This is a genomic window from Burkholderia sp. Bp8986, from assembly GCF_003854225.1.
Classification (GTDB): Bacteria; Pseudomonadota; Gammaproteobacteria; order Burkholderiales; family Burkholderiaceae; genus Burkholderia.
In genome coordinates this window covers 25,193-51,095 of sequence record NZ_QTQM01000010.1, presented here as the reverse complement: position 1 = coordinate 51,095, position 25,903 = coordinate 25,193, and the positions used below count along the sequence as shown (strand labels likewise).

The following is a 25,903-nucleotide window of genomic DNA, read 5'->3' as shown; positions in this document are numbered from 1 at the left end:
TTTCCTGCGAGACGCGGCCGCTCGAGCATTGCGCACGCTTGATGCAGTGATTCGGAGCCGGTAGCCGAATCGGCCGCAACGCGATCGGCAGCCCCCGGCTTCCTGGTTGTCACCGCCCCTTGCTCAGAAGCACGACAACCAGGATCGCGACCAGCGCAGCGAGCCACTTCAAGCCGGTGAACACCTTGTCGAGCCTCTCCGTCAGCGCCACGACGGGATTCCCGTCGTCCGTGCGCAGCGGCATCCGCGCTGTCCGGCCATCTCCCGGCAGACTGACCTTCGGGAGATCGATGGCGAGATACACGACGTATCCGCTGGCGATCGGCGCCGCCTTCAATGCGTTGCCATCCTCGCCGGGCCTCAGGAACACGCGCAATCCCCCCGTCAGCACGGCACCGGGCGGGATCGACGTATAGACGTCCCGCAGGCACAGCCCGGCCTTGACGGCTGTGACCTGCCCCGCCTCGACGCCGTCGGCAAGTGCCTGCATGCTGCTCGCCGGCACGTCGCACCATGCCCACCACTGAGCCGGTTCCTGCATCTCGTCATCGGACTCGTTGTAGCCGAGCCGTGCCGTGCCAAGCGGATCGTCCGAATGGGTGATGCCCAGTTCGTCCTGCAATTCGCGAAGGCCGTGCCGTTCAGGCTGGCCGATCTCGCGAGCCGCGAAGGTGATGTGTATCGTGCGCGTGCTGTTCTGCACGTCACCCATGATCGACAGACAGCAGTCGTCCAGACTCGCCGTCCCCTGGACATAGGTCGAAAGCGTCGAATGCGTTGTCCCTCCGGCAGGCTCCAGTCGCCTGACGACCTGGATGTCCTGCAGGGTGAGCCACAGCGACTTCGCCGGGTAGTACGTCTGCACGTTGCCGTCGGCGCCAAGGTGCTCGATCGTATGGCCGGCGCATTTCCTGATTTCGATGCAATGCCGCGCGTCCTCCTGTAGCCGGTCCTCGCCTGCATTCCGGTGCTGACCATCGTAGCCGGCAAGTTGTCCGGCATCGGGGCGCGTCAGCGGTGTCCGGGGTGCAATCCTGACATTGTCGAGAACGTCGTCGTGGGTACGGACTTCCGTGACCGACGCTCCGGCACGGGCGATCGATGCGGCACGGGCTCGTGAACGTATCCCGTATCGCGTGTCGACGACGGGAAGCACATCACGGGCCTCCATGCCGAGCGTGATCCCGGGCGCCTGTTCCGCGAGCGGATCGGCGTACTGCGATCGGGACGCGGCCGAGACCTTCACGAGCGAAGGAAGCAGTCGGGTCAGCAGGTCGGCGTACGGGACCAGCAGCGGCAGGAACAGCCCGGCCAGCGACAGGTTGAACAGCGTATGGAAATCGGCCACCACCCGCCCATTGTCCGGTTCGATCCTGACCATGACGCAACCGATCGGCGTCAGTGCGACAAGCGCAATCACCACGCCGGCCGACAGAATGAGCAGCATGCCGACCGGCACGCATCGGGAGGCAGGATCGTGTGTCGCGGTCTCCTCCAGCACCGGGCGAATGGCCGCGCCCAGGTTGGCACCCAGCACCAGCGCGAAAGCCGTATCGGGGGGAATGACGTTTTGCGCGCACAGCGACATGATCAGGAGCACGATCGCGACGTTCGAATCGGCGGCCCAGGCCAGGCCGGCCGCCAGCAGGACGTCGATCAGCGGTATCGTGGATGCGTCGCTCAGCAGCATCCGAAGATTCGGCGCATCCTCGTAGTCCGTCATCAACTCCTGCAGATGATGCAGTGCGAGCAGCAACAGGCCCAGGCCAATGAGCGTGCGCCCCAGTTCATGAGCGCAAGTGTTCGATACCTTGCGGAACATCAGTACGCCAACGAGGATCAGGGCGGGCGACACGGCGCCGACTTCGAACGAAAGCACCTGCACGAGCAACGTCGTACCCACGTTCGCGCCGAGCACGACGGCCAGTGCCGGGACAAGGCCGACGCGCCCCTGCGCGGCGAGCTCGCTCGTCATGACCGCGGTCGTCGTACTGCTCTGCAGCACCGCTGTTACGCCCATGCCGCCGAAGAAGGCAGGGAGTCGCCCGAAAAGCGCCCGTTCCAGCAGCGACCGCAGGCCAGCGCCGAACGCGCGCTGCATGCCGGTCTGAAGCATCTGCGTCCCGAGCAGCACCAGCGCAATCGAGCCGGCGAGATCGACCAGCGTGAACGTGAATGTCATGACTCTGGGCCCCAGACGCCGACCGGTTGTTCTTGTACCGTTTCCCGTCGTGAAGTTCGATCACGCCCGTCGTCGGCCGGCGAGGAAAGGCGAACTCGAATACGTCTTGTCGCGACGGAGAAACGCACGACCGAACCGTAGATCATGCGACGAGCCTTCCCCCGAAGACGCCGTGCGCCACGTTACGGTCGCCCACGGCGGTTTCCATGAAATCACGCGCCCGCAGCCACATCCCCGCTGCAAGTGGCGTGCCACCAATGCGGGTCGGGTGCGCAAGGCGTGTTGAAACCGAAAAATACGGAAATGGGCCCGTTGGGCGAATGGATGTGTTGCAGCGTTGATACAGGCCTGCGTCTCTCATGCATCGGCCCATGTTGATTGCCGCCAACACGCGCGCCCGGCGACCACGTGGTGGCGTCACCATCACGAGCGGGCCGAGCACGCCGCTGTGCCGACACGTCGGCATGTTTCGATATTGAAACGCGCGGTGCGATACGTGGATGCGTACAACTGGATGGGAGCGGAGCGCGCGCTTTGGGCCGGCGCTCGTCGGAGATGGCTCGCCGATGTCGAATCCGCGAACCAGACCGGCGAACGGCGCGACCTGCGCCGTCCATCCGGTGTGCCCGGCCGCATGACCGGGCCGGACGGGTTTCGATCGGTACGGCGTTGCGCCGCCCGATCGCTACTGCTTAGCGACGCGGTTGCCCGGTGCGCGGCGGACGCGGCGAATTCGCGTCCTTGTGGCGGAAGTTGATGCGCCCCTTCGTCAGGTCGTACACCGACAGTTCCAGCGTCACACGGTCACCCGCGAGAATGCGGATGTGGTTCTTGCGCATGCGGCCCGACGCATACGCGCCGACCACGACGCCGTTTTCAAGCGTGACACGGTATTTGCTGTCCGGCAGCACTTCGTCGACGATTCCGTCCAGTTCCAGCAGTTCTTCTTTTGCCAAACCAATTCCTCCAGACAAGGTGAATGACCGCGGCCGCGGCGAACTGACCAGCGCAGTGCCCGGCAACGGGACGGCGGCCGGCAGGATGCCGGGTATCAATTCGTTCAGACGGGCGACGGGCCCGCCTTGCAATCGGAGCCCGGCGCGTTGCGGCGGTCGGGCGGTCAGTGGCGGCGATGCGATCAGCACCGCGCAAAGTCGGGACCGCGCCGCGTGCGGCATGGCGACGGTCTACTCGGGTTGCAGCATGGGCCGCTGGCGACACGGCGAACGCGTCGCGAGGGCGTTGGATCGCACGTCGTACGGACGTGCGATGGATGAGGGAAGCACACGACCGATGCATCGTGAATGCCGCGATGCATCGGTCGTGTGCGTCGGAACGCGCTGGACGCCGGCTCGGGCCGGCCTCCGCGCGAGATCCGTCCGGCAGCGGCCGCCGCTTGGCGACCGGTGCCGATACGGCTTACTGCGGCGTGATGTTCGACGCTTGCAGACCCTTCGGGCCGCGCTTCACTTCGTAGCTGACCTTCTGGCCTTCGGCCAGGGTCTTGAAACCCGTGCCGCGGATTTCAGAGAAATGGGCGAACAGATCGTCGCCGCCGTTGTCCGGGGAGATGAAACCAAAGCCCTTGGTTTCGTTGAACCACTTGACGGTACCGGTATCCACAAATACTTCCTTAATACGAATGAAATGAACATGCGCCCGTGACGGGCACAGAAAGAATCAAAGAGGGAGAGACCAACGACTGCCGCACGTCGTGCGGCCAATGATGAGCAATCGAGCTTCTTGAAGACTTCGGTCTCGGACACTACGCGGTGCAAGCCGATCCGTCAAGTCCTTTCGATGCGACGCGTGCGCGCGGCAGCACGCGCCGCCTTGTCCGGCGGGCGTTTGCGGCAATCGGGAGGCGCAGCGATACGCCCCCCATTTTTCCCGCCACTCGCCACGCCGCGCCGTGACTGCGCTATTGCGTTACTGCGGTTCGAACACGTGATGCAGCGCCGGCGGCGTCTCGCCGTCTCGGATCTTCATCTCGAACGACTTGCGCGCGACGCTCGACGGCCGCACGTCGGCCGCGTCCAGATAGAACTGCGAATACCAGTCGCGCATCTGGTACAGCGGCCCGTCGCCTTCGCACAGCAGCGGGTTGTCGATGCGCGTCTTGCTGTGCCAGATGTCGACGTCCTCGTAGAACGCGCGCTGCGCTTCCTTCACGTACGCGTTCGCGATCTCCAGGTTCTGCGCGTCGCTCAGGCCGGCCACCTTCTTCACGATCACGCCGTAGCGCAGCTCGAAGCTGTTCATGTCGATCGGCACGTGGCAGTTCAGCAGCACCGAATGGATCGGCTGCCCGCCGCTCTGCCCCGTCATCTGCGTGATGTGCACGGCCGGCCCGAAATACGTCGACAGCGCGGTCAGGCTGTCGCCGCCGAGCTTCTCGCTGCGGCCGACCATCAGCTGCGTCGCCTTGTGATCCTCGAACAGGTTCGCGAAATAGTCGATCGGCGCATGGTGCACGGTCGCGAAGTGCGCGACGTCCGAGATGTTGTCGACCAGCTCGCGGCAGTTCGCGTTGATCACCATCTTGTCGACGACCCAGTCCGACCATTCGTCGGAGAAGCACACGTCGAGCCTCGGAATCGCGACTTCCGGCGGCGGCGCATTGCCTTCCGGGTCGTTCCACACGAACAGCAGGTTGTTTTCCTCGCAGGTCGGCCACGCGCCGATGCGCGCCTTCGGCGGAATCCGCTTGCAATACGGAATCGACGCGCACTGCCCTGCGCCGTTCCATGCCCAGCCGTGGAACGGGCAGACGAGGTTGTCGCCTTCGACCGTGCCGAGGCTCAGGTCGGCGCCCATGTGCGGGCAGTACGCGTCGACGATGTTGATCCTGCCGGTCGAATCGGCGAACGCGGCGAGTTTGCGACCGAAGATGTTCAGCGTGTGCGGCTTGCCGTCCTTGTAGTCGCGGGCGAGGCCGAGGCAGTGCCAGCCGCGCGCATAGCGCTGCGCGAGCGGCTGGGCTTCGATCTTGTAAGGGCGTGCGGACATGTGGGTTGACTCCTCTTTGGGGGACGCGCGGCGGCCCGCCGCGCACCGGGGTAATGGGGGTTCGGGGGTTGCGTCGTTCAGCGCGCCGGATTGCCGGGTTCGAGCGCGCGCGTCGGTTCGCGCGCTGGTGCCGGCGCAGACGACGCAGACGACGCGGACGGCTGCGGCAGTTGCGCCACGCGGCGCTCGGCACGCTCGACGCCGAGCCACGCGGCCAGCGCGGGGAGCAGGAACACCGCGCCGAACAGGTTCACGAGGAACATGAACGCGAGCAGCACGCCCATGTCGACCTGGAACTTCAGCGCGGAGAACGCCCACGTGCCGACGCCGATGAACATCGTGACGGCCGTGAACAGCGCCGCGGTGCCGCGCTGGCGCATCGCGTCGGCGAATGCGTCGGGCAGCGTCGCGCCGTGGCGCAGGTCGTGCTGCAGGCGTTCGTACAGGTAGATCCCGTAGTCGACGCCTACGCCGACACCGAGCGTGATCACCGGCAGCGTCGCGACCTTCAGCCCGATGCCTAGTCGCGCCATCACCGCGTTGCACAGGATCGACACCAGCGTGAGCGGCACGATGATGCACAGCACCGCGCGCCACGAGCGGAACGTGACCGCGCACAGCAGCGCGATCGCACCGAAGATCGACAGCAGCATCGCGACCTCCGCGTCGCCGACCGCCTCGTTGGTCGCGGCCATCACGCCGACGTTGCCGCCCGCGAGCCGGAACGCGACGTTCGGCGTCGGGTTCTCGGCCGCGTAGCGCTTGATCTCGTCGACGATGTGCGCGATGGTCGTGCCTTCGTGGTTCTTCGTGTAGATCAGCACCTGGATCGCCTTGCAGTTCGCGGTGTTCATCCCGTTGTCGGGGTCGAACGCGTTGGAACCCTGCGTGAGCCCATCGCTGGAACGCGGCAACGCGGCCCAGCGCGGATTGCCTTCGTTGAACGCGGCGATGAACACCTTGCCCTGCGACGCGACGCTCGTCACCGACTGCACGCCCGCCACGCCGCGCATGTTCATCTCGAACTTCTCGATCGCGCTCATCACCGGGTAATGCAGGCAGGCGTCGTCGAAACCGGTCGTCTCGACGATCACCGACAGCACGTCGACGCCGATGTTGTACTGGTGCGTGATCGCCGCGTTGTCGACGTTGTAGCGCGAGTTCGCGCGCAGCTCCGGCGCGCCGGTGCCGATGTCGCCGATCTCGAGCCTGCGCGACTCGAGCGTGCCGTACGCGAGCAGCGCGAGCGCGACGGCGAACACGCCGAGCGCGGGCGCCGGGCGCGCGAACAGCGCGAAGCGCGACCACATCGGGCTTCCGCCGGCCGCCGCGGTGCGCTGCGCCCGCGCGAGCGTGCCGCGTTCGAGGCGCGTGTACGACAGCAGGATCGGCAGGAACACCTTGTTGGTGACGATCATCAGCAGCACGCCGAGGCACGCGGTGATGCCGAGCTCGCGCACGATGTCGATCCTGATCCGCATGATCACCATGAAGCCGAGCGCGTTGGTCAGCAGCGCGACCGTGCCCGGCACGAACAGCTTGCGGAACGCGTCGCGCGCGGCCTCCGCCGACGATGCGCCGCGCACCAGCGCCTGCTTCCACGCATTGGTCATCTGCACCGCGTGCGACACGCCGATCGAGAAGATCAGGAACGGCACGAGGATCGACATCGGATCGATGCCGAGCCCGAGCAGCGGCAGCGCGCCGAGCAGCCAGACGACCGGCAGCAGCGCGACGACGAGCGCGAGCACGGTCGTCTTCAGCGAGCGCGTATAGGCGAACAGCAGCGCGGCCGTCACGAGGAACGCGAGCGCGAAGAACGCCATCACGCCGGCGATCCCGGCCTCGACGTCGCCCACCAGCTTCGCGAAGCCGATGATGTTCACGTCGATGCCCTGCTTCGCGTAGCGCGCGCGGATTTCCTCGAGCTGGCGCGCGACCGCGCTGTAGTCGAGCCGCTTGCCGGTGGCCGGATCGGTCTCGCGCAACTCCGCGCGGATCAGCGCCGACTTCAGGTCGTTGCCGACCAGGCGGCCGATCTGCCCGGAGCGCGCGACGTTGCGGCGCACCTTCGCGAGGTCGTCCGGGTTCGCGCTCGAGAACTGGCCGGGCACGACCACGTCGCCGCGAAAACCGGCTTCCGTCACCTCGGTGTAGTGGACGTTCGGCGTAAACAGCGAGAACACGCGCGAGCGGTTCACGCCGGGGATGAAGAACACGTCGTCGGTCGCGTGGCGCAGCGCGTCCATGAACGTCTGGTTGTAGATGTCGCCGTCGCCCTTCCAGCGCAGGCTGACGAGGATCGTGTTCGCGCCGGGGAACGCGCCCGCGTAGCGCTCGAACACCTGCATGTACGGGTGCTGCATCGGGATCATCTTGTTGAAGCCCGGATCGAGCTTCAGGCGCGTCGCGGACAGGCCGAGCGCGACCGTCAGCGCGACGCACAGCAACATCAGCAGCCGGCGCTGCCGGATGATGGTATCGGCGCAGCGCTCGACGAACGCGGCGAGGCGCGACGCGGGAACGGCTTCGGTGGAGCGTGACAGGTCGTTCATGGATTTCTCGTGTCGGAACGGACGAAACAGGCGATGCGGACGATGCGGGCGGCGCGGCAACGCGACCGCCGCCGCGCATCAGGACGGCGACGCAGCGAGCGGCGCGACGCCGGCCTCGCCCCCGAGCAGCAGCGCGCCGCGGCCCATGTCGAGCACGGCCGCGAGGCTCTGCACGCCGCCGAGCTTGCGCACGTCGAAGGTCAGGCCGCCGTCGCGCGACCCGACGATCGCGCCGCCCTGCCCGACCAGCACGAGTTCGCCGTCGGCAAGCTGGGTCGCGCCGAAATACGACACCGGCACGTGGCTGTCGACGTGCGTCCAGGTCGCGCCGCGATCGGTGCTGCGCAGCACGTTGCCGCGCATGCCGTACGCGACCCAGTCGCCGTTCGCGAGCATCAGCGCGCCGAACAGCGAGCCTTGGTACGGCGACGGCACCTTGTCCCAGCTCGCGCCGTTGTCGGTCGAGCGCAGCAGCGTGCCGCTCTCGCCGGCGATCAGCAGGTCGCCGTGGCCGTCGCCGACGATCGCGTTCAGGTGGCGGTCGCCCGCCGGTGTCTTGAGCGGCTGCCACGTGAGCCCGGCATCGTCCGAGCGCAGCAGCTGGCCGAAACTGCCGGCCGCGAACAGCGGGCCGTTCGCGGTTCCCCACACGGACAGCAGCGGATCGGAATGTGCGTTGTCGCCATGAGCTTCGCGCCAGTGCACGCCCGCGTCGTCGCTGCGCAGGATCCGGCCGTCGTGACCGACCGCGATGCCGAGCGTCGGCGTGACGAAGCTCACCTGCGTGAGCGTCGATCCCTGGTCCGGCGTGACCGACGCCGGCCGCCAGCGGCCGCCCGCATCGTCGCTCAACAGGATCACGCCGCGCTCGCCGACCGCGACGATGCGCGTGCCGGCGCGGGCGAGCCCGTTGATCTGCAGGCGGTCCGCATGGATCGCGGTGACCGGGAACGCCGGCAGCGGGCGCGGCGAGAACGCGAACAGCGCGGCGCCGAGCACGAGCGCCGACATCGCGAGTCCTGGCAAAGTACGTTTCATCGGTTTGTCTCCTTCTCTGCGAGCGGCCCGGGCCCGCGCCGACGCGCTCGCCCTGCCGCTGCAAGTCTCCGGGCCGTCGGTCGTTGCCGCGGCCTCGAATGGTCCCGAATGGATGGCAGCCGAACCGGGCTGCCGGCTCGGCTGCCGTTGAGCCTTGCTCGAGCGTCGTTACGCGCCGACCTCGAACAGCGCGGCGGCACCCATCCCGCCGCCGATGCACATCGTCACGACCGCATGCCGCACGCCGCGGCGCGCGCCTTCGAGCAGCGCGTGCATCGTCATCCGCGTGCCCGACATCCCGAACGGGTGGCCGAGCGCGATCGCGCCGCCGTCGACGTTCAGCCGCTCGTCGGGGATGCCGAGGGTGTCGCGGCAATACAGCGCCTGGCACGCGAACGCCTCGTTCAGCTCCCACAGCCCGACGTCGCGCGCGGTCATCCCGAAACGTTCCAGCAGCTTCGGAATCGCGAACACCGGGCCGATGCCCATCTCGTCCGGCTCGCAGCCGGCCACGGCCAGCCCGCGGAACGTGCCGAGCGGCGTCAGTCCGCGACGCTCCGCCTCGGCCCGCGACATCACGACGACCGCCGCCGCGCCGTCCGACAGCTGCGACGCGTTGCCGGCCGTCACGAACTCGCCCTGCTCGACGACCTTGCCGCCGCTCCACGACGGCTTGAGCCCCGCGAGCCGTTCGGCCGTCGTGTCGGCGCGCACGCCCTCGTCGCGCGCCGCGTGGACGGCTTCGTGGCCGGTCGGGTTGCCTTCCTTGTCGAACAGCGCGCGCCGCACGTCGAGCGGCGCGATTTCCGCGTCGAAGCGGCCGGCCGCCTGCGCGTCGGCCGTGCGCTGGTGGCTCTGCAGCGCGAATTCGTCCTGCGCGGCACGCGAGATGCCGTAACGGCGCGACACGATCTCGGCCGTTTCCATCATCGCCATGTACGCGGCCGGCTGATGGTCGAGCACGGCCTGCGAACGCGCGCGGTAGCCGTTCTTGTGCTTGTTCTGCGTGAGCGAGATCGATTCGACGCCGCCCGCGACGACGATCCGCGCGTCGCCCGCGCCGATGCTGCGCGCGGCGCTCGCGATCGACATCAGGCCCGACGAGCACATGCGGTCGATCGACATCCCGGGCACCGACGCCGGCAAGCCGGCCGCCGCGGCCGACAGACGGCCGATGTTGTAGCCCTGCGTGCCCTGCTGCGCGGCGCAGCCGATCAGCACGTCGTCGACGTCGGCCGGCGCAACGCCCGCGCGTTCGAGCGCCGCGCGCACGACGTGGCCGCCCAGCGCGGGCGCCTCGGTGTCGTTGAACATGCCGCGAAACGCCTTGCCGATCGGCGTGCGTGCGACGGAAACGATGACTGCGTCTTCCATGAGCTGGCTCTCTGAATCGAAACTAGAAGTAGTAGCGGCTGATCGTGTCGGCGACGCAGCCGGGCCTGGCCTCGCCTTCGATCTCGACGGTCACGCGAACCCACGCCTGCACGCCGCCGTCGAGCGCCTCGACGCGCAGCAGCTCGCCGACGCCGCGCACGCGCGCGCCGACCTTCACCGGCGCCGGGAAGCGGATCTTGTCGCAGCCGTAGTTGACGCCGAGCTGCGCGCCGTCGATGCGCACGATCTGCGGCAGGAAATAATTGACGAGCGACAGCGTCAGGTAGCCGTGCGCGATGCACGCGCCGAACGGGCCGTCCTTCGCGCGCACCGGGTCGACGTGTACCCACTGGTGGTCGCCCGTCGCGTCGGCGAAGCCGTCGATGCGGATCTGGTCGATCGCGAGCCACGCGCTCGCGCCGAGCGTGTCGCCGACGGCCGCCGCGAGTTCGCCGGGATGCGCGAACACGCGGGGCGTCGCGCGCACGGAGTCGAGGGTCGCGCTCATCATGCGTGCTGGCTGCTGACCGACAGCACTTCGCCCGTCATGTACGACGCGTAATCGCTTGCAAGGAACACCATCACGTTCGCGACCTCCCAGACTTCGGCGGCGCGCCCGAAGGCTTCGCGCGACGCCAGTTGATTCAGCAGGTCGGCCGGGGCCGACTTCTTCAGAAAATCGTGCATCGCGATGCTCGGCGCGACCGCGTTGATGCGCACCCCGTAAGGCGACGCCTCGAGCGCCGCGCAGCGCGTGAGCGCCATCACGCCCGCCTTCGCCGCCGCGTAGTGCGCCTGTTCCGCCTGCGCACGCCAGCCGAGCACCGATGCGTTGTTGACGATCGCGCCGCGGCCGCGGGCCTGCATGTGCGGCAGCATCGCGCGCGTCATCCGGAACGTCCCGGTCAGGCTAATGTCGATCACCCGCGACCATTCGGCATCGTCCATTTCGACGATGCGTTTCGCTCCGCCGAGCCCGGCGTTGTTGATCAGTACGTCGACGCCGTCGAGCTTGTCCTGGGCTTCCGCGACGAGCGCCTGCACGTCGTCCTCGACCGCGACGTTGCACAGGCGGCCGTAGATCTGCTGCAGCCCCGTTTCGGCGCGCAGCGTCTCCATGGCCTGTTCGAGGCGTTTCTCGTGGATGTCGGAGATGAACAGCGCGCGACAGCCTTCCTCCGCGCAGCGGCGCGCCGCCGCGAAGCCGATGCCGGCGCCGGCGGCGGCCGTGATCAGCACCGATTTGCCGGCGAGCAGCTGGTGGCCCGGCACGTACGCCGGCGCTTTCTGGATCTGGGGTTCGGTCATGCGTTTCCTCGCGGTTCCCTGGGCATGCCGAGCCCGCGCTCGGCCATGATGTTCAGCTGGATTTCGTTGGTGCCGGCGTAGATCGTGTCCGCACGGGAGAACAGGAACACGCGCTGCAGATGGGTGAGCTTCTCGTCGGCCGGGTCGATCACGTTCGCGCGGGACCCAAGCGCATCCATCGCGAGCTGGCCGAGGTCGCGGTGCCAGTTCGACCAGAAATACTTGTAGATCAACGCCTCGCGGCGCAGCGGCGCGGTGGCGCCGTTCGCGTCGTCCGCGCCCGACAGCATCCGCAGCGCGTTGTAGCGCATCACGCGCAGGCCGGCCCACGCGCGGCCGATCCGCTGGCGCAGCACCGGGTCGCGATCGGCGCCCGATTCGCGCGCGGCGTCGATCACCCAGTCGAGTTCGCGGACGAACTGCATCTGCTGGCCGAGCGTCGACATGCCGCGCTCGAAGCCGAGCAGCGTCATCGCGACCCGCCAGCCGTCGCCCGGCGCGCCGACGAGATCGCGAGCTTCCGCGCGCGCACCGTCGAAGAACACTTCGTTGAATTCGGCGCCGCCGTTGAGCTGTTTGATCGGGCGAATCTCGATGCCCGGCTGGTCGAGCGGCATCAGCAGGAACGACAGCCCCTTGTTGCCCTTCGACGCCGGATCGGTGCGCGCGAGCACGAAGATCCAGTCGGAGTCGTGCGCGAGCGACGTCCACACCTTCTGGCCGTGCACGCGCCAGGTACCGTCGGCGTCCTGCTCGGCGCGCGTGCGCACGTTCGCGAGGTCCGAACCCGCGCCCGGCTCCGAGTAACCCTGGCACCAGAACTGCGTGCCGGCGAGAATTCCGGGCAGGAAGCGCGCGCGCTGGTCGTCGGTGCCGCACGCGACGAGCGTCGGGCCGAGCAGCCCTTCGCCGATGTGCCCCATCCGCCCGGGGCCGCCGGCGCGCGCGTATTCCTCGTGGAAGATCACCTGCTCGGCGACCGAAAAGCCGCGGCCGCCCGTGTCGGTCGGCCAGCCGAGGCCGGTCCAGCCGCCCTGCGCGAGTTCCCGTTCCCACGCCTTGCGCAGTTCGGGAAACGCTTCCTCGTCGCCGGGGCCGCCGCGGTACTTCAGGCACGCGAATTCGCCGGTCAGGTGCGACTGCACCCAGTCGGCGACTTCGTGCCGCAATTGCTGTTCGCGCGATTCGCTGTTCATTGGAGGGCTCCGGTGCGCGCGGCGGACGAACGCGTGGCGATCGAAGCCGACGGCGACGACGCGAGCACCGCGTCGTGCCGCGACGCGCCGCCGTCGATCGCCTGGCTGGCGATCCATTCGAGCAGTTGCGGCGTGCTGCCGAACTGCGCGCCCGACGCCTGCGCGCGCTTGAAATAGAGATGCGGGTCGTATTCCCACGTGAAGCCGACGCCGCCGTGCAGCTGGATCGCCTCCTGTGCGCAGAACGCATACGCATCGTTGGCGGCGGCTTTTGCGGCCGCGACGTCGGCGCGCAGCGCAGCGCCGGGCGTGCCGCTGCCGGCTTCCGCGTCCCACGCGTGGGCGGCGCCGAGCACGGCCGAGCGCGCGGATTCGATCAGCACCATCATCTGCGCGCAGCGGTGCTTGACCGCCTGGAACGATGCGATCGCGCGGCCGAACTGCACGCGCTGGCCGGTGTAGTCGAGCGTGAGATCGAGGCATTGCTGTGCGCCACCGAGTTGTTCGGCGGCCAGCGCGAGCGCTGCGAACCATGCGGTGCGTTCGAGCAACTTCGCGGCAGCGCCGCCGCTCGCGAACAACGCGTCGCGGCTCACGCGGGCCTCGTCGAGCACGACGCGCGCGATCGGCCGCGTCGCGTCGAGCGTGTCGAGCGGCGTGACGCTCAGGCCCGACACCGTCGCGACGTCGATCGCGAACACCCCGATCGCCTGCCCTTCGTTCGCGATCCGTGCCGGGATCATCAGCAGGTCGGCGCGCGCACCGTCGATCACCTGCTCGATCGTTCCGGACAGCGCGTAACCGCCCGCCGCTTCTTCCGCGACGACCGGCAGTTGACCCGCGCCGGCCGGAAGCTCGAGCGGCAATGCCAGCGTCGCGCTGCACGCGCCTTCGGCCAGCTTCGCGAGCCAGCCGGTCGCGCCCGGCGTATCGCAGCCGGCCAGCGCGGTGCCCGCCACGCACGCGGTCGAAAAATACGGCACGCACGCGACGCGCCGCCCAAGCTGCTCCATCAACAGCGTCTGTTCGACCGCGCCGAGCCCCATCCCGCCCGCCGCCTCCGGCAGCGCCAGCGCGTTCCAGCCGAGTTCGCCCGCGAGCGCGGCCCACAGCGCGTCGTCGCGGCCGGCCGCTTGCTCGATCGCGCGACGCACGTCGGCCGACGCGCTGCGCTCGGCGAGCACGTCGGCTGCCGCGTCGCGGATCATCGCCTGTTCGTCGGTGAGCGCCAGATCCATCGTCAGCTCCCGTACACGCGCTGCGCGGGCCGCGCATCGGCCAGCAGTCGCGCGACCGCCGGGCCGACCTCGGCCGGCGCCCAGCGCGCGCCGCGGTCGACGCTCGGGCCGGTGCGCCAGCCTTCGGCCACCGCGATCATCCCGCCCGCGACCTCGAACACCTGGCCCGTCACGTCGGCCGACAGCGCGCTGCCGAGCCACACGACGAGCGGCGCGACGTTGGCCGGATCGAAATAGTCGAAGCCGCCGTCCTCGGGCTTCTTCATCATGTCGGCGAACACGCCTTCGGTCATCGACGTGCGCGCGGCCGGCGCGAGCGCGTTCACGCGCACGCCGTAGCGCTGCAGTTCGACCGCCTGCATCAGCGTGAGCGCCGCGATGCCGGCCTTCGCCGCGCCGTAGTTCGACTGGCCGATCGAGCCTTGCAACCCGGCGCCGGAGCTCGTGTTGACGATGCGCGCGTCGACCGGATGGCCGGCCTTCGCGGCGTCGCGCCATACACGCGCCAGCACGCTCGACAGGCAGAAGTGGCCGCGCAGGTGTACGCGCATCACGTCGTCCCAGTCGGTTTCGGTCATGCTGGTGAACATCTTGTCGCGGCAGATGCCTGCGTTGTTGACCAGCACGTGCACGTCGCCGAATGCTTCACGTGCGGCGTCGACGATCCGCTGCGCGGTGTCGATCCTGGTGATGTCGTCCGAATTCGCGAGCGCGCGGCCGCCGCGTCGTGCGATCTCGTCGCACACGGCCTGCGCTGCCTCGTGCCGGATGTCGTTGACGACGACCGCCGCGCCCTCGGCCGCGAACGCGAGCGCGTATTCGCGCCCGAGCCCGCCGCCGGCGCCGGTGATGATGACGGTGCGTCCGTTACAGATTCCCATGCTGATGCCTCCTGGATCGAGAAATCGTGAAAGTGACGCGCTCACAGGCGCTCGATGATCGTGACGTTCGCGAGACCACCGCCTTCACACATCGTCTGCATCCCGTAACGTCCGCCGGTGCGTTCCAGTTCGTGCAGCAGCGTCGTCATCAGCCGCGCGCCGGTCGCGCCGAGCGGATGGCCGAGCGCGATGCCGCCGCCGTTCGGGTTGGTCTTTTCGTGCGGGAAGCGCGTGTCGGCAAGCCAGGCCTGCGCGACCGACGCGAACGCCTCGTTCATCTCGACGACGTCGATCTGCGCCGAGTCGAGCCCGCTCTTCTTCAGCGCGGCCTTGGTCGCCGGGATCGGCGCGGTGAGCATCCACAGCGGATCGTCGCCGAGCACGCTCAAGTGATGAATGCGCGCGCGCGGTGTGAGGCCGTAGCGCTTCAAGGCATCTTCCGACACGATCAAGAGCGCCGCGGCCGCATCGCAGGTCTGGCTCGCGACCGCGGCCGTCAGCGAGCCGCCCGGCATCAGCGGTTCGAGCGTCGCCATCTTGTCGAGCGACGTGTCGGGGCGCGGCGTTTCATCGTGTTGCACGCCTTCGAGCGGCACGATTTCCCGCTTGAAATGGCCGGCCTCGATCGCCGCCACCGCACGGCGATGGCTCTCCAGCGCATAGCGTTCCATCGCGTCGCGCGACAGGTTCCAGTGATCGGCGATCCGTTGCGCGGCGACGAACTGCGATACCGGCGCGTCGCCGAAACGCGCGCGCCAGCCGGTGCTGCCCGAGAACGGGTCGTTGAAACCCAGCGACACCGCGCTCGTCATCGCGGACGAGATCGGGATCTGCGTCATCGTCTGCACGCCGCCCGCAACCACCACGTCCTGCACACCGCTCATCACGGCCTGCGCGGCGAAGTGCACGGCCTGCTGCGACGAGCCGCACTGGCGGTCGACCGTCACGCCCGGCACCTGCAGCGGCAACCCGGCCGCGAGCCAGCAGGTGCGCGCGATGTTGCCCGCGAGCGGGCCGATCGTGTCGACGCAGCCGAACACCACGTCGTCGTATTCGTCGGCCGGAATCGCGTTGCGTTCGACGAGCGTCTTCAGCACGAAGCCGCCGAGGTCCGCCGCGTGCACGTGCGCGAGCCCGCCCTTGCGGCGGCCGGTCGGCGTGCGCAGCGCGTCGACGATATAGGCTTGTTTCATTGATTGGTTTCCTCGAAGTCGAAGGTCTGCGCGGGGCCGATCGGCAATGCGTCGCCGAGGATCGCGTCGGCCACGCGGGCCTTGTGGAACGCGGTGTCGCCCCAGCTGCCGGAGAGCGCCCAGATCCGCTTCATGAAGATCTGCAGGTCGAGCTCCCACGTGTAGCCGATCGCACCGTGAACCTGCATCGTGTGGCGCGCGGCCAGCTGCGCGGCGGCGCTCGCCGCGAGCTTCGCGTGCGACACCAGCACCGCGCGCTGCGGGTGATCGTCGGCGATCGCTTGAGCCGCGCGCGCGACCACCGGCCGCGCGAACTCGTAGCGGATCGCGACGTCGGCGAGCAGGTGCTTGAGCGCCTGGTACGAACCGATCGCCTTGCCGAACTGCTTGCGCTGCGCGCTGTAGTCGATCGCGACGTCGAGCACGCGCTGCGTGAGGCCGAGCAACTGCGCGGCCACCGCGAACGCGCCGTGATCGAGCGCGCGATCGAGCAGCGGCGCGGCTTCGTCGGCGCCCGCGATGCGCGTGGCCGCCGACGGTTCCCAGTCGAGCGTGAACAGGCGCCGCGACGGGTCGACGCTGTCGACCGCGCGCCACGCGCACTGCGCGGGATCGACGCGGTGCAGCTCGCCGCGGTGCTCGCAGAGCAGCGCCTGCGCGACGTGCACGTCGGCCGCATACGGGTTCACCGGATGCACGAACGCGACACGCGCGCGCCCTTCGGCGATGTCGCGCAGCAGCACGTCGCGCCAGCCGCTGGCGGGCAGCCGCGCGAGCACGCCGGCCGATACCAGCGCCGTGTCGAGCAGCGGCTCCGGGCTGCCGAAATAGCCGTAGGTCTGCGCGAGCAGCGCCCATTCCGCTTCGGTCAGGCCGAGGCCGCCGTGCGCTTCGGGCACCGACACGGCGGTCAGCCCCTGCGACGCGAACAGCGACCACAGCGCGTCGGAGCGGCCGGTCGGCGTGGCCCACAGCTCGCGGATCAGCTCCGGGGTCATCTCGGTCATCAGCAGGCGCTTCACGCTGTCCGCGAGCGCTTCCTGGTCTTCATCGAATACGAAATCCATACGATGTCCGTTCAGTGAGGGAATCGCCGGCGCGCTCACGCGCGCGGCATGCCGAGCATCCGTTCGGCGACGATGTTGCGCTGGATCTCGTTGGTGCCCGCGTAGATCGGGCCGGCCTGCGCGAACAGGAAGCCGTCGAGCCAGTGGCCGAGCGTCGCGTGCTGCGCGGCCGTCTGCGGGACGACCTCGCCGTGCGCGCCGAGAATGTCGAGCGCGGTCTGGTGCATCCGCAGGTCCAGCTCCGACCAGAACACCTTGTTGGTGCTCGATTCCGCGCCGATATGGCCGCCCTTCAGCAGCCGGCTTGCGGTCGCATAGGTCGACAGCGCGTACGCCTGCGCGTCCATCCACGCGGACACCACGCGTTCGCGCAGCGTCGGGTCGCGATCCGCGCTGTCGCGGTGCGCGAGATACAGGTCGCGCAACGCCTGCGCGGTGCGCTGGAACCGCGCGGGCGAACGCAGCATCAGCCCGCGCTCGAAGCCGGCCGTCGCCATCGCGACCTGCCAGCCCGCGCCTTCGGCCGCGAGGCGGTTCTCGACCGGCACGCGCACGTCGTCGAAGAAGATTTCCGCGAAGCCCGTCTGCCCGTTGAGCTGGCGGATCGGACGCACCGTGATGCCCGGCGCGGACAGCGGCACCATCAGGAACGTGAGCCCGTGGTGACGCGACGATTCGGGATCGCTGCGGAACAGCCCGAACAGCCAGTCGGCCCACACCGCGCGGGTCGACCAGATCTTCTGGCCGTTGAGCACGTATTCGTCGCCGATGCGGATCGCCGTCGTGCGGATCGCGGCCATGTCCGAACCCGCGTTCGGCTCCGACCAGCCCTGCGCCCACACGTGCTCGCCGGCCGCCATCGCGGGCAGGAAGCGCGCCTTCTGCGCGTCCGTGCCGAAATCCATCAGCGTCGGGCCGAGCAGGAAGATGCCGTTCTGGTTCACGCGCATCGGTGCGTCGGCGCGCCAGTACTCTTCCTCGAAAATCAGCCACTCGATCAGGTCGCAGCCGCGCCCGCCGAGTTCGCGCGGCCACGTGACCATGCTCCAGCGGCCCGAGTGCAGCGTGCGCTCCCATTCGCGGTGCGCGGCGAAGCCTTCCTCGGTATCGAAGCTCGGCAGCCGCTCGCGCGGCACGTGCGCGGCGAGCCATGCGCGGATTTCCGCGCGGAACGCCTGCTGTTGCGGCGTATAGGTCAGGTTCATGCGCGTGCCTCCTCGACGCCTGCCTGCGCGTCGAACCGCGCGTCGCGCTTCTCGACGAATGCGGCGCGCGCCTCCGTCGAGTCGTTCGTCATGTACGCCTGCAGCGTGAAGCCCTGCTCCCAGCGGTATTTGTCCTCGAGATCGCCGTCCTCGACGCCGTTCAGCGCCTCCTTCGCGAGCCGCACCATCGCCGGGCTTTTCTCCGCGATCTTGCGCGCAATCGCGAGCGCCGCGTCGCGCAACGCATCGCGCGTCACCACCTGCTCGAGCGCGCCGAGCCGATACGCTTCGGCTGCGTCGATCATGTCACCGGTGAAGTACATCGCGCGCACCTTCTGCACGCCGAACAGTCGTTGCAGATGCGCGCCGCCGCCCATCGCGCCACGGTCGATCTCCGGCACGCCGAAGCGCGCGCAGTCGGCCGCGACGACGATGTCCGCCGCGCCGCAGATGCCGATCCCGCCGCCGAGCACGAAACCGTGCACGGCCGCGATCACCGGCTTCGGGTTGCGGTGCACCGCGCGGAACGTCTCGTAGTTGCCGGCGTTGACCGACACGATCCGCTCCGGATGCGCGGCGAGTTCCTTGATGTCGACGCCCGCGCAGAAGCCGCGGCCTTCGCCGCGCACGACGATCACGCGCACGTCGTCGTCCTCGCCGAGCGCGTCGAGCGCGCGCGCGAGCGCATGCCAGCCCTGCGCATCGAGCGCGTTCACGGGCGGATGGGCGATCACCAGTTCGGCGATGCCGTCGGCGCGCTCGATCCGGAACGGCGTCGCGCCGCCCGGTTGATTGGATGCAGTCATCTCCAAAGCCTCCCTGTGATGTTTTTTACGCAGCCTGTGCCGCGGTCGCGCCGCGCAATGCGGCCAGCGCGTCGAGCCGCTCGCCGGCTTCCGCGACGATCCGCGCGATCAGCGCATCGCACGATTCGATCGCGCCGATCATCGCGGCCGCCTGGCCGCTAGGCAGCACGCCTTCGTCCGGCCGCCCCTCGACGATCGCGCGCTGGATCAGGAACGGCGCGTTCGCGGCCATCAGCGTCTGGCTCGCCGTGTAGTCGTGCGAGCGCAGCGCCTTGATCGCGAGGCGGAGCATGTCGCCCGTGCTCAGCCCGTTCTGGCGCCGCCACGCTTCGGCCGTCTTCAGCGCGAACCACGTGCGGCGCAGCGAGCCGAAGCGTTCGAGCTTCAGCAGATACGGGTTGTCGATCATCCGTTGCGGCAGCCCGTCGAGCGCGTCCGACACGCGGATCCGCGCCGGGTCGCCGACCGCGACGTAGCGGTCGAGCGTTTCGCGCGGCACCGGCGATTCGGCGCTCATCAGGAAACGCGTGCCCATCGCGATGCCGGCTGCGCCATACGCGAGCGCGGCCGCCAGCCCGCGGCCGTCGAAGAATCCGCCGGCCGCGACGACCGGCACCCGCACCGCGTCGAGCACCTTCGGCAGCAGCAGCGTGGTCGGCACCGAGCCCGTGTGGCCGCCGCCTTCCGCGCCCTGCACCGTCACGATGTCCGCGCCGAGCTCGACCGCCTTCGACGCGTGCTTCGGCGCGCCGACGGTCGGCATGCAGACGATGCCGGCGTCCTTGAAGCGGCGAATCGTCTTCGCGTCCGGCCCGCGGCCGTAACTGACCGCACGCAGCTGGTGCTTGATCGCGAGATCGACCACCTGTGCGGCGTTCTTCTGGAACATGTGGAAATTGATGCCGAACGGCTTGTCGGTCAGCGACTTCACCTTCAGGATCTCGGCCTCGACCTGCCCGGGTTCGAGCGTCGCGCCGGCGAGGAAGCCGAAGCCGCCCGCGTTGGCGGTCGCCGCGACAAGCCGCGCGTCGGCCACCCAGCCCATCGCGGTCTGCACGATCGGGTAGCGGCAGCCGAGCAGGTCGCACAGCGGCGTATGCAACGTCGTGCTCATGCGGCGGCTCCGTTGACGGCGGCCGGTGCCGCATCGGCCTGCGCTTCGTCGTCCGCCGGTTCCGGCTTGCGCTGCGAGCTGGCCATCTTGCGGGCGTCGTAGCCGCCGAGGCGGTCGCCACTGACGAGCTCGTTGTGCGCATGCGCGAAGTGATGCCATGCGAATGCCGCATCCATCGCCGCGCGCTTGCCCTGGAGTTCCTCGACGTGGTTCAGCGCCTGCTTGGTCAGCGTGAGGCCGAGGCGCGGCATCGTCGCGATCTTCGCGGCGATCGCGTAGGTTGCATCGCGCAGCCGCTCGCGCGGCACCACGCGATTGACCATGCCCATCTGATACGCGCGCTCGGCCGGCATCCGCTCGCCGAGGAACAGGAACTCCTTCGCGATGCGCGGGTTCAGCTCGTACGCATGCGCGAAATACTCGACGCCCGGAATCCCCATCCGCACGACCGGATCCGCGAAGAACGCATCCTCCGACGCGACGATCAGGTCGCACACCCATGCGAGCATCAGCCCGCCCGCGATGCACGCGCCCTGCACCATCGCGATGGTCGGCTTCGGCAGGTCGCGCCAGCGCCGGCACATCCCGAGGTACACCTCCTGTTCGCGCGCATAGAGGAATTCGCCGCCTTCCTTGTCGACGTGGTCGTACCACAGCGACGCGCGGTCGAACGACTCGTGGATGTCGCGGCCCGGCGTGCCGATGTCGTGGCCCGCCGAGAAATGCTTGCCGGCGCCCGCGAGCACGATCGCCTTCACCGCGTCGTCGTGCGCCGCGCGCCGGAACGCCGCGTCGAGCGCATACGTCATCTTCGAGTTCTGCGCGTTGTGATACTCGGGACGGTTCATCGTGATCGTCGCGATGCCGTCCTCGACCGCGTAGTCGACGACACCGTCGCCGAACGTCATCTGGGTCGCTTCCATGTCGGACCTCATCCGCGGCGCGGCGCCGGATTGTTGCGCACGATCGTCGCGCGCAGGTTGTGAGGGTCGAGCGCACGCACGATGCGCAGGTCTTCCGCATTCGGCGCGGCCGTCGTGCCGAGGTCGGGCGCCGCGATCAGCGGGAAGCCGGTCGCGTCCTGCACTTCGTCGAAGCTCACGCCCGGATGCAGCGAACGCACGCGGATCGCGTGGTCGGGCCCGCCGAAATCCATCACGCACAGGTCGGTGACGATGCTGCGCAGGTCGACGAAGGTCTTCATGCCGGGCAGCCGGCGCGCCGGGTTGTAGCCGACCGTGCACACCATGTCGACTTCGCCTGCGACGAACGTGCGCTTGCCGTGGCCGCTCACGAAAAACGAGTTCGCGTGGTTCGTCGAGTTGCCGGGGAAGCCGCGCGCGCCGAGCAGCTGCGTCTTCGGACGCGTGTAGTCGTCGCCGAGCCACGAGATGTTCGCCTGGCCGAAGCGGTCGATCTGCGTCGGCATCACCAGCGCATGACGGCGGCCGTGCCACAGGCAGTCGAACACGCGCTCGTAGGTCATCCAGCCGCTCGCCTGCACGCGATAGCCGTCGGGACGCGGCCCGAGAGGGATCGGCGCCTCGACGAGATACGCTTCGCCGTCGGTCAGCATCAGCCCGCTGTTGTACGCGAGCCGCGCGAGGCCGGCCGCGAGCCGCGGGCCCGTGCCGATGCCGGTCGCCAGCACTTCGCCGTCGTCGCGCCAGAGTCGCGCGGACGCGACGATCATCAGTTCCGCGAGGGAATGGTCGAGAGATTCGCTCACAGGCGCTCCTTTACAGAATCGGCAACGGCAGCGTCGTCACGTGCGACAGCCCGCCGACGCCTTCGAGATACTGGCGCTCGTCCTGGCCGACCACGTCGCGCAGGTAAGCCGCCGTTTTCGCGTCGTCTTCCGCGCTGGCGCAGTACGCGCGCAGGTGCGGCAGGTCCCAGCCGTAGTCCGGCCCGCACGACGTCGGGTGCGCGCCGCCCGGCGCATGCACGACGCCGGTGACGAGCGAGCGCTCGAACGGATTGCGGCGCGCGGCGTCGAGGTCGTCGCTCGCGAGCGACACGTCGACCGTTTCCGCCGACACGTAGCAGCGCCGCGCGGCGCGCGCCATCCACGCATCGAAGAACGGATCGGGACCGTCGATGCGCGTGTTGCCCATCCGGTCGGCCGCGTTCACGTGCAGCAGCGCGACGTCGAGTTCGATCGCCGGCATCGCGAGCAGCGTTTCGCCGTCGTCGTACGGCGATTGCACCGTGCGCAGCTGCGGCGCGTGATCGAGCAGCGCGGTGCCGAGCCCGGCGCGCGTCGGCAGGAACGGCAGGCGCGCGGCGGCCGCGCGCAGGCCGAGCTGCAGCATCCCTTCGTCGAGTTCCAGCACGTCGACGCGGCCCTGTTCGCGGGCCCGGCGGAAATGCGGCTCGAGCGGAATCACGTCGAGCGACACGAAGCCGAACACCGCCTTGCGCACCTTGCCGGCCGCGCACAGCAGGCCGATGTCGGCGCCGCCGTACGCGACGATCGTCAGGTCCTTCAGGTTCGAGCGCGCGATCTCGCGCACCAGTGCCATCGGCTTGCGCCGCGGCCCCCATCCGCCGATGCCGATCGTCATGCCGTCGGCGAGTTGCGCGACCACGTCGCGCGCGGACATCGTCTTGTCGAGAGGTTTCATCGTCATCGTGCTGGCTTACCGGTATCCGATGCTGAAATCGTGGCCCCACTGGCTCACCTTCGTGGCCTCGAACACCGCATGCTTCGACCAGTCGACCGTGAGGCCGCCGAAGCCGTATTCGAGATCGAAGCCGCCGGGGGTCTTCATGTAGAACGAGATCATCTGGTCGTTGCAGTGGCGGCCGAGCGTCGCCGACATCTTCACGTCGTGCGCGGCGACCCGATCGAGCGCGCGGCCGACTTCGTCCATCGAGTCGACTTCGGCCATCACGTGCACACAGCCCGACGGCACCGCCATCTCGAACAGCGCGAGGCTGTGATGGCGCGCGTTGCGGCAGTGCATGAAGTGAATGCGCTTCTCGGGTTCGGCGGGGTCCGGCGTGAACTTCACGCGGTAGATGTCGGACAGCTCGAAGCCGAGCACGCCGCGCACGAACGCGTCGGTCGCGTCGAACTGCGGCGCGGGCAGCACCGCGTGGCCGAGCCCCATGTCGCCGGTGACGAAGCGCGCGACGCCCAGCGGCGACACGAAACGGCGGAAGTCGCAGCGCGCGCCCCAGTACAACTCGTGGCGGTTGCCGGACGGGTCGGTGCACCACGCCATCGCCTGCACGCGGCGCAGCGCGGCTTCGTCGCGCGTGGCGCGCACGGCCTCGACACCCGCCTGCCGCAGTGCCGTCAGCGCGGCGTCGAACGCGGCGCCGTCGGGCAATTCCCAGCCCGACGCGAAATAGCGGTCGGTCGCGCCGGGGACGATCACGTAGCGGAAATCGCGCTCGTCCATCTTCAGGTACAGCGCGCCGTCGGGCGCGTCGAGCACCTGCATGCCCAGCACGTCTTCCGCGTAGCGGCGCCACGCATCGACGCGGGTCGCCTCGACGACGACGTAGCCGAGCGCACGGACATCGATCATGTCGGCCTCCTCCAGGTTCAGAATCCGTTGTTCGTGAAAGGATTCTGGCCGGTCGGGGATGGCGTCACATCGTCTGTTGGGACGAGAGCGGGCGGGTCTTTCAGGACGACGCCGGCCGGGAGAGGACCGGGAATCGGACGCGCGCTAAAGCCCGGCGATACGGGTTGCAAGCGGGCGATGCGCGACGGAGAACGCGCAAGGGAAGAAGGCGGGAAGCGATGGCGGATTGCCGCGACGCGGCAACCCGGCTCACTCGAACGGGTTCAGCAGCCGGACGCCGGTGCGGGCGAAATAGTCGACATTGCGCGTGACGACCGTGAGATCGTTGATCAGCGCGGTAGCCGCGATCAGCTTGTCGAGTGCGTGGGCCGGGTCGGGCACACGCAAATGGCCCCACATCTGGCTGGTCTCGAGATCGACCGGTAGGATGTTCGACGCATAGCCGGACAGAATCGTCGCCATCCATGCCTCGAGCGCCGACGCCTGCGGATGATCGCCGCGATGGCGGATCAGATCGACGCCGCGCCGAAGTTCGGCCACCGTGACGATCGACAGGTAAAGCGGGCTCGCGTCGGCCTCGGCCTGCCTGAAGAACGCGCGCACGCCGCGGTTGGTTCGCTTGCCCTTCCTGATCTCGCTGATGACGTTCGTATCAATCAAAAACACGCCTGACCTCGCCGGAATCCTGAACACGTTGGAAATCCGCGTCTTCGCCGACGTCCGGCATGCTCATCAGCACTTGCGCGAATGTCCTTCGCTTCGGCCGGCCGAGCGCATCGGCCAGAATGGCCCGATGTTCGGCCTCGGCACTCCTGCCGTTCGCCGCAGCCTGCTCTCGAAGGCTCTGAACGATACTGTCATCCACGTTACGCACCAGAAGATTTGCCATGAGTCCCTCCATCCAGATTGCTATCAATGATAGCGCCAACGCGGTGATTTGCAAGCATTGCTATCATCGTCGTGATCGGACGGGAGCCGGTGGTCGGCGTTGGCCAGCGGCAGCAGACGGCATGAAGCCACCCACGTTCCGCCGTCGGCCCGACGCGTCGAACTGCTTTTGACCAAGGTAATCCAGCCGCGGCGACGAAAAAAGACGGCCGAATGGCCATTCACCGACGGATAGTCTGCGCCGGTGGGGGATGTCCGACGCGCGCCGCACGACCATCACCAGCACCGCGACCAGAATCACGGACGCGATCGGCGACATCGTGCCGGTAACGACTGCGACGAACGCCTGGGCCGGCACGGTCCAGGTGAGTGCCAGGACAATCGATTCGAGCCGGTTCGGCCGGACGTTCCGGCAGTCGAGCAACGGGCAACGGGAAGGTCTGCGGATACGGCCACGGCACGAAAGCGTCGAACGGCCGGAGCGCGGCCGTGCCATAACGCGCGTCCCGCTCAGAACCGGTACGAGATCCCGATCTGCAGCACCGGGTACCACCGATACCGCGACATCACCCGGTTCAGTTCGTCGAGGCCGCTGGCGGTCAGAATCTGGCTCTTCTGCGGTCCGGCCGCCGCGGCGAGTTGCGGCGACAGCGTGTACGAGCAGCGCGGGATGCCGTACGCGACGCCCAGGTCGGCGACGAAACCGAGGCCCTTCGACGCCGGCCGGTGCCCGTAGCCGATCCCGACATACGGCATCACGGTCGGATAGCGTGCCTCCGCGACCGCGTACATCCCGGGGAGCGCCGGATAACGCTTGCCGGCGAACACGTAGGTCCCGTCGGTGGGCACCGACACGCCGCGGATATCGTCGTCGTTGAAGCGCAATCCGATCGTCGCGCGAAAGCCGCTGCCGCGCCACGGAAAGATGTCCGCATACAGGCCGCCTTGCCGCAACTTGATGTCGTCCTGGTAGCGGTTGCCGGCCACCGTGAAGTCATGCGTCAGATTGATCGCGTTGAAATCCGCGTGCGCGCCCAGCACCGAATTGAAGCTGACGGCCGCGCCGATGCCGACGCCCTGCGTGCCGCCCTGCAGGTAGATTTCCTGTGCGTGCGCGCCGGCCGTGACTACCATCGCCAGCGCTGCCCATTGGTTCATTGTCATTTTCACGGGCGTCCCCCCGACATGTGCCGGGCGCGCCGACCCGCCACGTGCAGCGCATGTCGCCACGCGCGGCGGGTCCCCCGGCACGACATCTTGCAAGCAAGCTTGCTGTTTGACGGATCGAGCGTACGATGCCCGTGCGTGCC

At 68.6% G+C, this 25,903-nt stretch carries 24 protein-coding genes; all 24 read right to left on the bottom strand.

Annotation, left to right across the window (positions count from 1 at the left end; translation table 11 throughout):
• Nucleotides 1-109 precede the first annotated feature (109 nt).
• The 24 genes from DID99_RS12230 to DID99_RS12110 all read right to left on the bottom strand — a co-directional run bounded on the left by DID99_RS12230 (nt 110) and on the right by DID99_RS12110 (nt 25,751).
• Entirely contained in the window at nt 110-2,182 is a 2,073-nt protein-coding gene (locus DID99_RS12230; RefSeq protein ID WP_124666793.1) for a Na/Pi cotransporter family protein, read from the bottom strand.
• A gap of 692 nt (nt 2,183-2,874) precedes the next feature.
• Nucleotides 2,875-3,138, bottom strand: coding sequence for a translation initiation factor IF-1 (gene infA, locus DID99_RS12225; protein WP_011355053.1), 264 nt, complete (start codon nt 3,136-3,138; stop codon nt 2,875-2,877).
• Nucleotides 3,139-3,601: 463 nt separating this feature from the next.
• Entirely contained in the window at nt 3,602-3,805 is a 204-nt protein-coding gene (locus DID99_RS12220) for a cold-shock protein (RefSeq protein WP_006751843.1), read from the bottom strand.
• Between the two features lie 306 nt (nt 3,806-4,111).
• Nucleotides 4,112-5,191 carry a Rieske 2Fe-2S domain-containing protein gene (locus tag DID99_RS12215; protein ID WP_124484691.1) on the bottom strand — a complete coding sequence of 360 codons (1,080 nt, stop codon included), beginning with the start codon at nt 5,189-5,191 and terminating at the stop codon, nt 4,112-4,114.
• Nucleotides 5,192-5,268: 77 nt separating this feature from the next.
• The gene (locus tag DID99_RS12210; RefSeq protein WP_124666792.1) at nt 5,269-7,746 is read right to left on the bottom strand and encodes an RND family transporter; all 2,478 of its coding nucleotides are present in this window, start codon (nt 7,744-7,746) and stop codon (nt 5,269-5,271) included.
• A gap of 78 nt (nt 7,747-7,824) precedes the next feature.
• A complete protein-coding gene (locus tag DID99_RS12205) occupies nt 7,825-8,784 on the bottom strand; it encodes a sialidase (RefSeq protein ID WP_124666791.1) in 960 nt (319 codons plus the stop codon).
• A 168-nt stretch (nt 8,785-8,952) separates the two neighbouring features.
• A complete protein-coding gene (locus tag DID99_RS12200) occupies nt 8,953-10,158 on the bottom strand; it encodes an acetyl-CoA C-acyltransferase (protein ID WP_124666790.1) in 1,206 nt (401 codons plus the stop codon).
• A 22-nt stretch (nt 10,159-10,180) separates the two neighbouring features.
• The gene (locus DID99_RS12195; protein WP_124666849.1) at nt 10,181-10,666 is read right to left on the bottom strand and encodes a MaoC family dehydratase; all 486 of its coding nucleotides are present in this window, start codon (nt 10,664-10,666) and stop codon (nt 10,181-10,183) included.
• The gene (locus tag DID99_RS12190; protein ID WP_124666789.1) at nt 10,666-11,466 is read right to left on the bottom strand and encodes an SDR family oxidoreductase; all 801 of its coding nucleotides are present in this window, start codon (nt 11,464-11,466) and stop codon (nt 10,666-10,668) included. The genes DID99_RS12195 and DID99_RS12190 overlap by 1 nt, the downstream gene beginning before the upstream one ends.
• The gene (locus DID99_RS12185; protein ID WP_124666788.1) at nt 11,463-12,662 is read right to left on the bottom strand and encodes an acyl-CoA dehydrogenase family protein; all 1,200 of its coding nucleotides are present in this window, start codon (nt 12,660-12,662) and stop codon (nt 11,463-11,465) included. Before DID99_RS12185 ends, DID99_RS12190 begins: the two co-directional genes overlap by 4 nt.
• Nucleotides 12,659-13,900: an acyl-CoA dehydrogenase family protein gene (locus DID99_RS12180; RefSeq protein ID WP_124570876.1), complete on the bottom strand. Its 1,242-nt coding sequence runs from the start codon at nt 13,898-13,900 to the stop codon at nt 12,659-12,661. Before DID99_RS12180 ends, DID99_RS12185 begins: the two co-directional genes overlap by 4 nt.
• Before the next feature lie 2 nt (nt 13,901-13,902).
• Entirely contained in the window at nt 13,903-14,781 is an 879-nt protein-coding gene (locus DID99_RS12175; RefSeq protein WP_044845667.1) for an SDR family oxidoreductase, read from the bottom strand.
• A 41-nt stretch (nt 14,782-14,822) separates the two neighbouring features.
• Complete coding sequence (locus DID99_RS12170; protein ID WP_124666787.1) at nt 14,823-15,974, bottom strand: acetyl-CoA C-acetyltransferase; 1,152 nt, start codon at nt 15,972-15,974, stop codon at nt 14,823-14,825.
• Nucleotides 15,971-17,041, bottom strand: coding sequence for an acyl-CoA dehydrogenase family protein (locus tag DID99_RS12165; RefSeq protein WP_124666786.1), 1,071 nt, complete (start codon nt 17,039-17,041; stop codon nt 15,971-15,973). Before DID99_RS12165 ends, DID99_RS12170 begins: the two co-directional genes overlap by 4 nt.
• Before the next feature lie 35 nt (nt 17,042-17,076).
• Nucleotides 17,077-18,246 (bottom strand): acyl-CoA dehydrogenase family protein, encoded by a 1,170-nt coding sequence (locus DID99_RS12160; protein WP_124484684.1) that lies wholly within the window; start codon nt 18,244-18,246, stop codon nt 17,077-17,079.
• Entirely contained in the window at nt 18,243-19,052 is an 810-nt protein-coding gene (locus tag DID99_RS12155) for an enoyl-CoA hydratase family protein (RefSeq protein ID WP_124645900.1), read from the bottom strand. The genes DID99_RS12160 and DID99_RS12155 overlap by 4 nt, the downstream gene beginning before the upstream one ends.
• A gap of 25 nt (nt 19,053-19,077) precedes the next feature.
• Entirely contained in the window at nt 19,078-20,166 is a 1,089-nt protein-coding gene (locus DID99_RS12150; RefSeq protein WP_124666785.1) for a nitronate monooxygenase family protein, read from the bottom strand.
• Nucleotides 20,163-21,089, bottom strand: a complete 927-nt coding sequence (locus tag DID99_RS12145) for an enoyl-CoA hydratase (protein ID WP_044845673.1) — start codon at nt 21,087-21,089, stop codon at nt 20,163-20,165. Before DID99_RS12145 ends, DID99_RS12150 begins: the two co-directional genes overlap by 4 nt.
• An 8-nt stretch (nt 21,090-21,097) precedes the next feature.
• On the bottom strand, nt 21,098-21,895 hold the full coding sequence (locus DID99_RS12140) for a CoA-transferase subunit beta (RefSeq protein ID WP_124521986.1): 798 nt from the start codon (nt 21,893-21,895) through the stop codon (nt 21,098-21,100).
• Between the two features lie 10 nt (nt 21,896-21,905).
• Complete coding sequence (locus DID99_RS12135; protein ID WP_124666784.1) at nt 21,906-22,799, bottom strand: CoA transferase subunit A; 894 nt, start codon at nt 22,797-22,799, stop codon at nt 21,906-21,908.
• 9 nt (nt 22,800-22,808) lie between these two features.
• A complete protein-coding gene (locus tag DID99_RS12130) occupies nt 22,809-23,705 on the bottom strand; it encodes a VOC family protein (RefSeq protein ID WP_044845676.1) in 897 nt (298 codons plus the stop codon).
• Nucleotides 23,706-23,954: 249 nt separating this feature from the next.
• Nucleotides 23,955-24,371, bottom strand: coding sequence for a type II toxin-antitoxin system VapC family toxin (locus tag DID99_RS12125; protein WP_185733764.1), 417 nt, complete (start codon nt 24,369-24,371; stop codon nt 23,955-23,957).
• Complete coding sequence (locus tag DID99_RS12120; protein WP_014899176.1) at nt 24,358-24,594, bottom strand: FitA-like ribbon-helix-helix domain-containing protein; 237 nt, start codon at nt 24,592-24,594, stop codon at nt 24,358-24,360. The genes DID99_RS12125 and DID99_RS12120 overlap by 14 nt, the downstream gene beginning before the upstream one ends.
• 509 nt (nt 24,595-25,103) lie before the next feature.
• Entirely contained in the window at nt 25,104-25,751 is a 648-nt protein-coding gene (locus DID99_RS12110) for a hypothetical protein (RefSeq protein ID WP_409362213.1), read from the bottom strand.
• Between the last annotated feature and the right edge of the window lie 152 nt (nt 25,752-25,903).

Bases quoted from the DNA above. Each gene is read 5' to 3' on its own strand.
- DID99_RS12230 (WP_124666793.1), bottom strand. From the start codon at position 2,182: ATGACATTCACGTTCACGCTGGTCGATCTCGCCGGCTCGATTGCGCTG.
- DID99_RS12215 (WP_124484691.1), bottom strand. From the start codon at position 5,191: ATGTCCGCACGCCCTTACAAGATCGAAGCCCAGCCGCTCGCGCAGCGC.
- DID99_RS12210 (WP_124666792.1), bottom strand. From the start codon at position 7,746: ATGAACGACCTGTCACGCTCCACCGAAGCCGTTCCCGCGTCGCGCCTC.
- DID99_RS12205 (WP_124666791.1), bottom strand. From the start codon at position 8,784: ATGAAACGTACTTTGCCAGGACTCGCGATGTCGGCGCTCGTGCTCGGC.
- DID99_RS12200 (WP_124666790.1), bottom strand. From the start codon at position 10,158: ATGGAAGACGCAGTCATCGTTTCCGTCGCACGCACGCCGATCGGCAAG.
- DID99_RS12195 (WP_124666849.1), bottom strand. From the start codon at position 10,666: ATGAGCGCGACCCTCGACTCCGTGCGCGCGACGCCCCGCGTGTTCGCG.
- DID99_RS12190 (WP_124666789.1), bottom strand. From the start codon at position 11,466: ATGACCGAACCCCAGATCCAGAAAGCGCCGGCGTACGTGCCGGGCCAC.
- DID99_RS12185 (WP_124666788.1), bottom strand. From the start codon at position 12,662: ATGAACAGCGAATCGCGCGAACAGCAATTGCGGCACGAAGTCGCCGAC.
- DID99_RS12180 (WP_124570876.1), bottom strand. From the start codon at position 13,900: ATGGATCTGGCGCTCACCGACGAACAGGCGATGATCCGCGACGCGGCA.
- DID99_RS12175 (WP_044845667.1), bottom strand. From the start codon at position 14,781: ATGGGAATCTGTAACGGACGCACCGTCATCATCACCGGCGCCGGCGGC.
- DID99_RS12170 (WP_124666787.1), bottom strand. From the start codon at position 15,974: ATGAAACAAGCCTATATCGTCGACGCGCTGCGCACGCCGACCGGCCGC.
- DID99_RS12165 (WP_124666786.1), bottom strand. From the start codon at position 17,041: ATGGATTTCGTATTCGATGAAGACCAGGAAGCGCTCGCGGACAGCGTG.
- DID99_RS12160 (WP_124484684.1), bottom strand. From the start codon at position 18,246: ATGAACCTGACCTATACGCCGCAACAGCAGGCGTTCCGCGCGGAAATC.
- DID99_RS12155 (WP_124645900.1), bottom strand. From the start codon at position 19,052: ATGACTGCATCCAATCAACCGGGCGGCGCGACGCCGTTCCGGATCGAG.
- DID99_RS12150 (WP_124666785.1), bottom strand. From the start codon at position 20,166: ATGAGCACGACGTTGCATACGCCGCTGTGCGACCTGCTCGGCTGCCGC.
- DID99_RS12145 (WP_044845673.1), bottom strand. From the start codon at position 21,089: ATGGAAGCGACCCAGATGACGTTCGGCGACGGTGTCGTCGACTACGCG.
- DID99_RS12135 (WP_124666784.1), bottom strand. From the start codon at position 22,799: ATGACGATGAAACCTCTCGACAAGACGATGTCCGCGCGCGACGTGGTC.
- DID99_RS12130 (WP_044845676.1), bottom strand. From the start codon at position 23,705: ATGATCGATGTCCGTGCGCTCGGCTACGTCGTCGTCGAGGCGACCCGC.
- DID99_RS12120 (WP_014899176.1), bottom strand. From the start codon at position 24,594: ATGGCAAATCTTCTGGTGCGTAACGTGGATGACAGTATCGTTCAGAGC.
- DID99_RS12110 (WP_409362213.1), bottom strand. From the start codon at position 25,751: ATGAACCAATGGGCAGCGCTGGCGATGGTAGTCACGGCCGGCGCGCAC.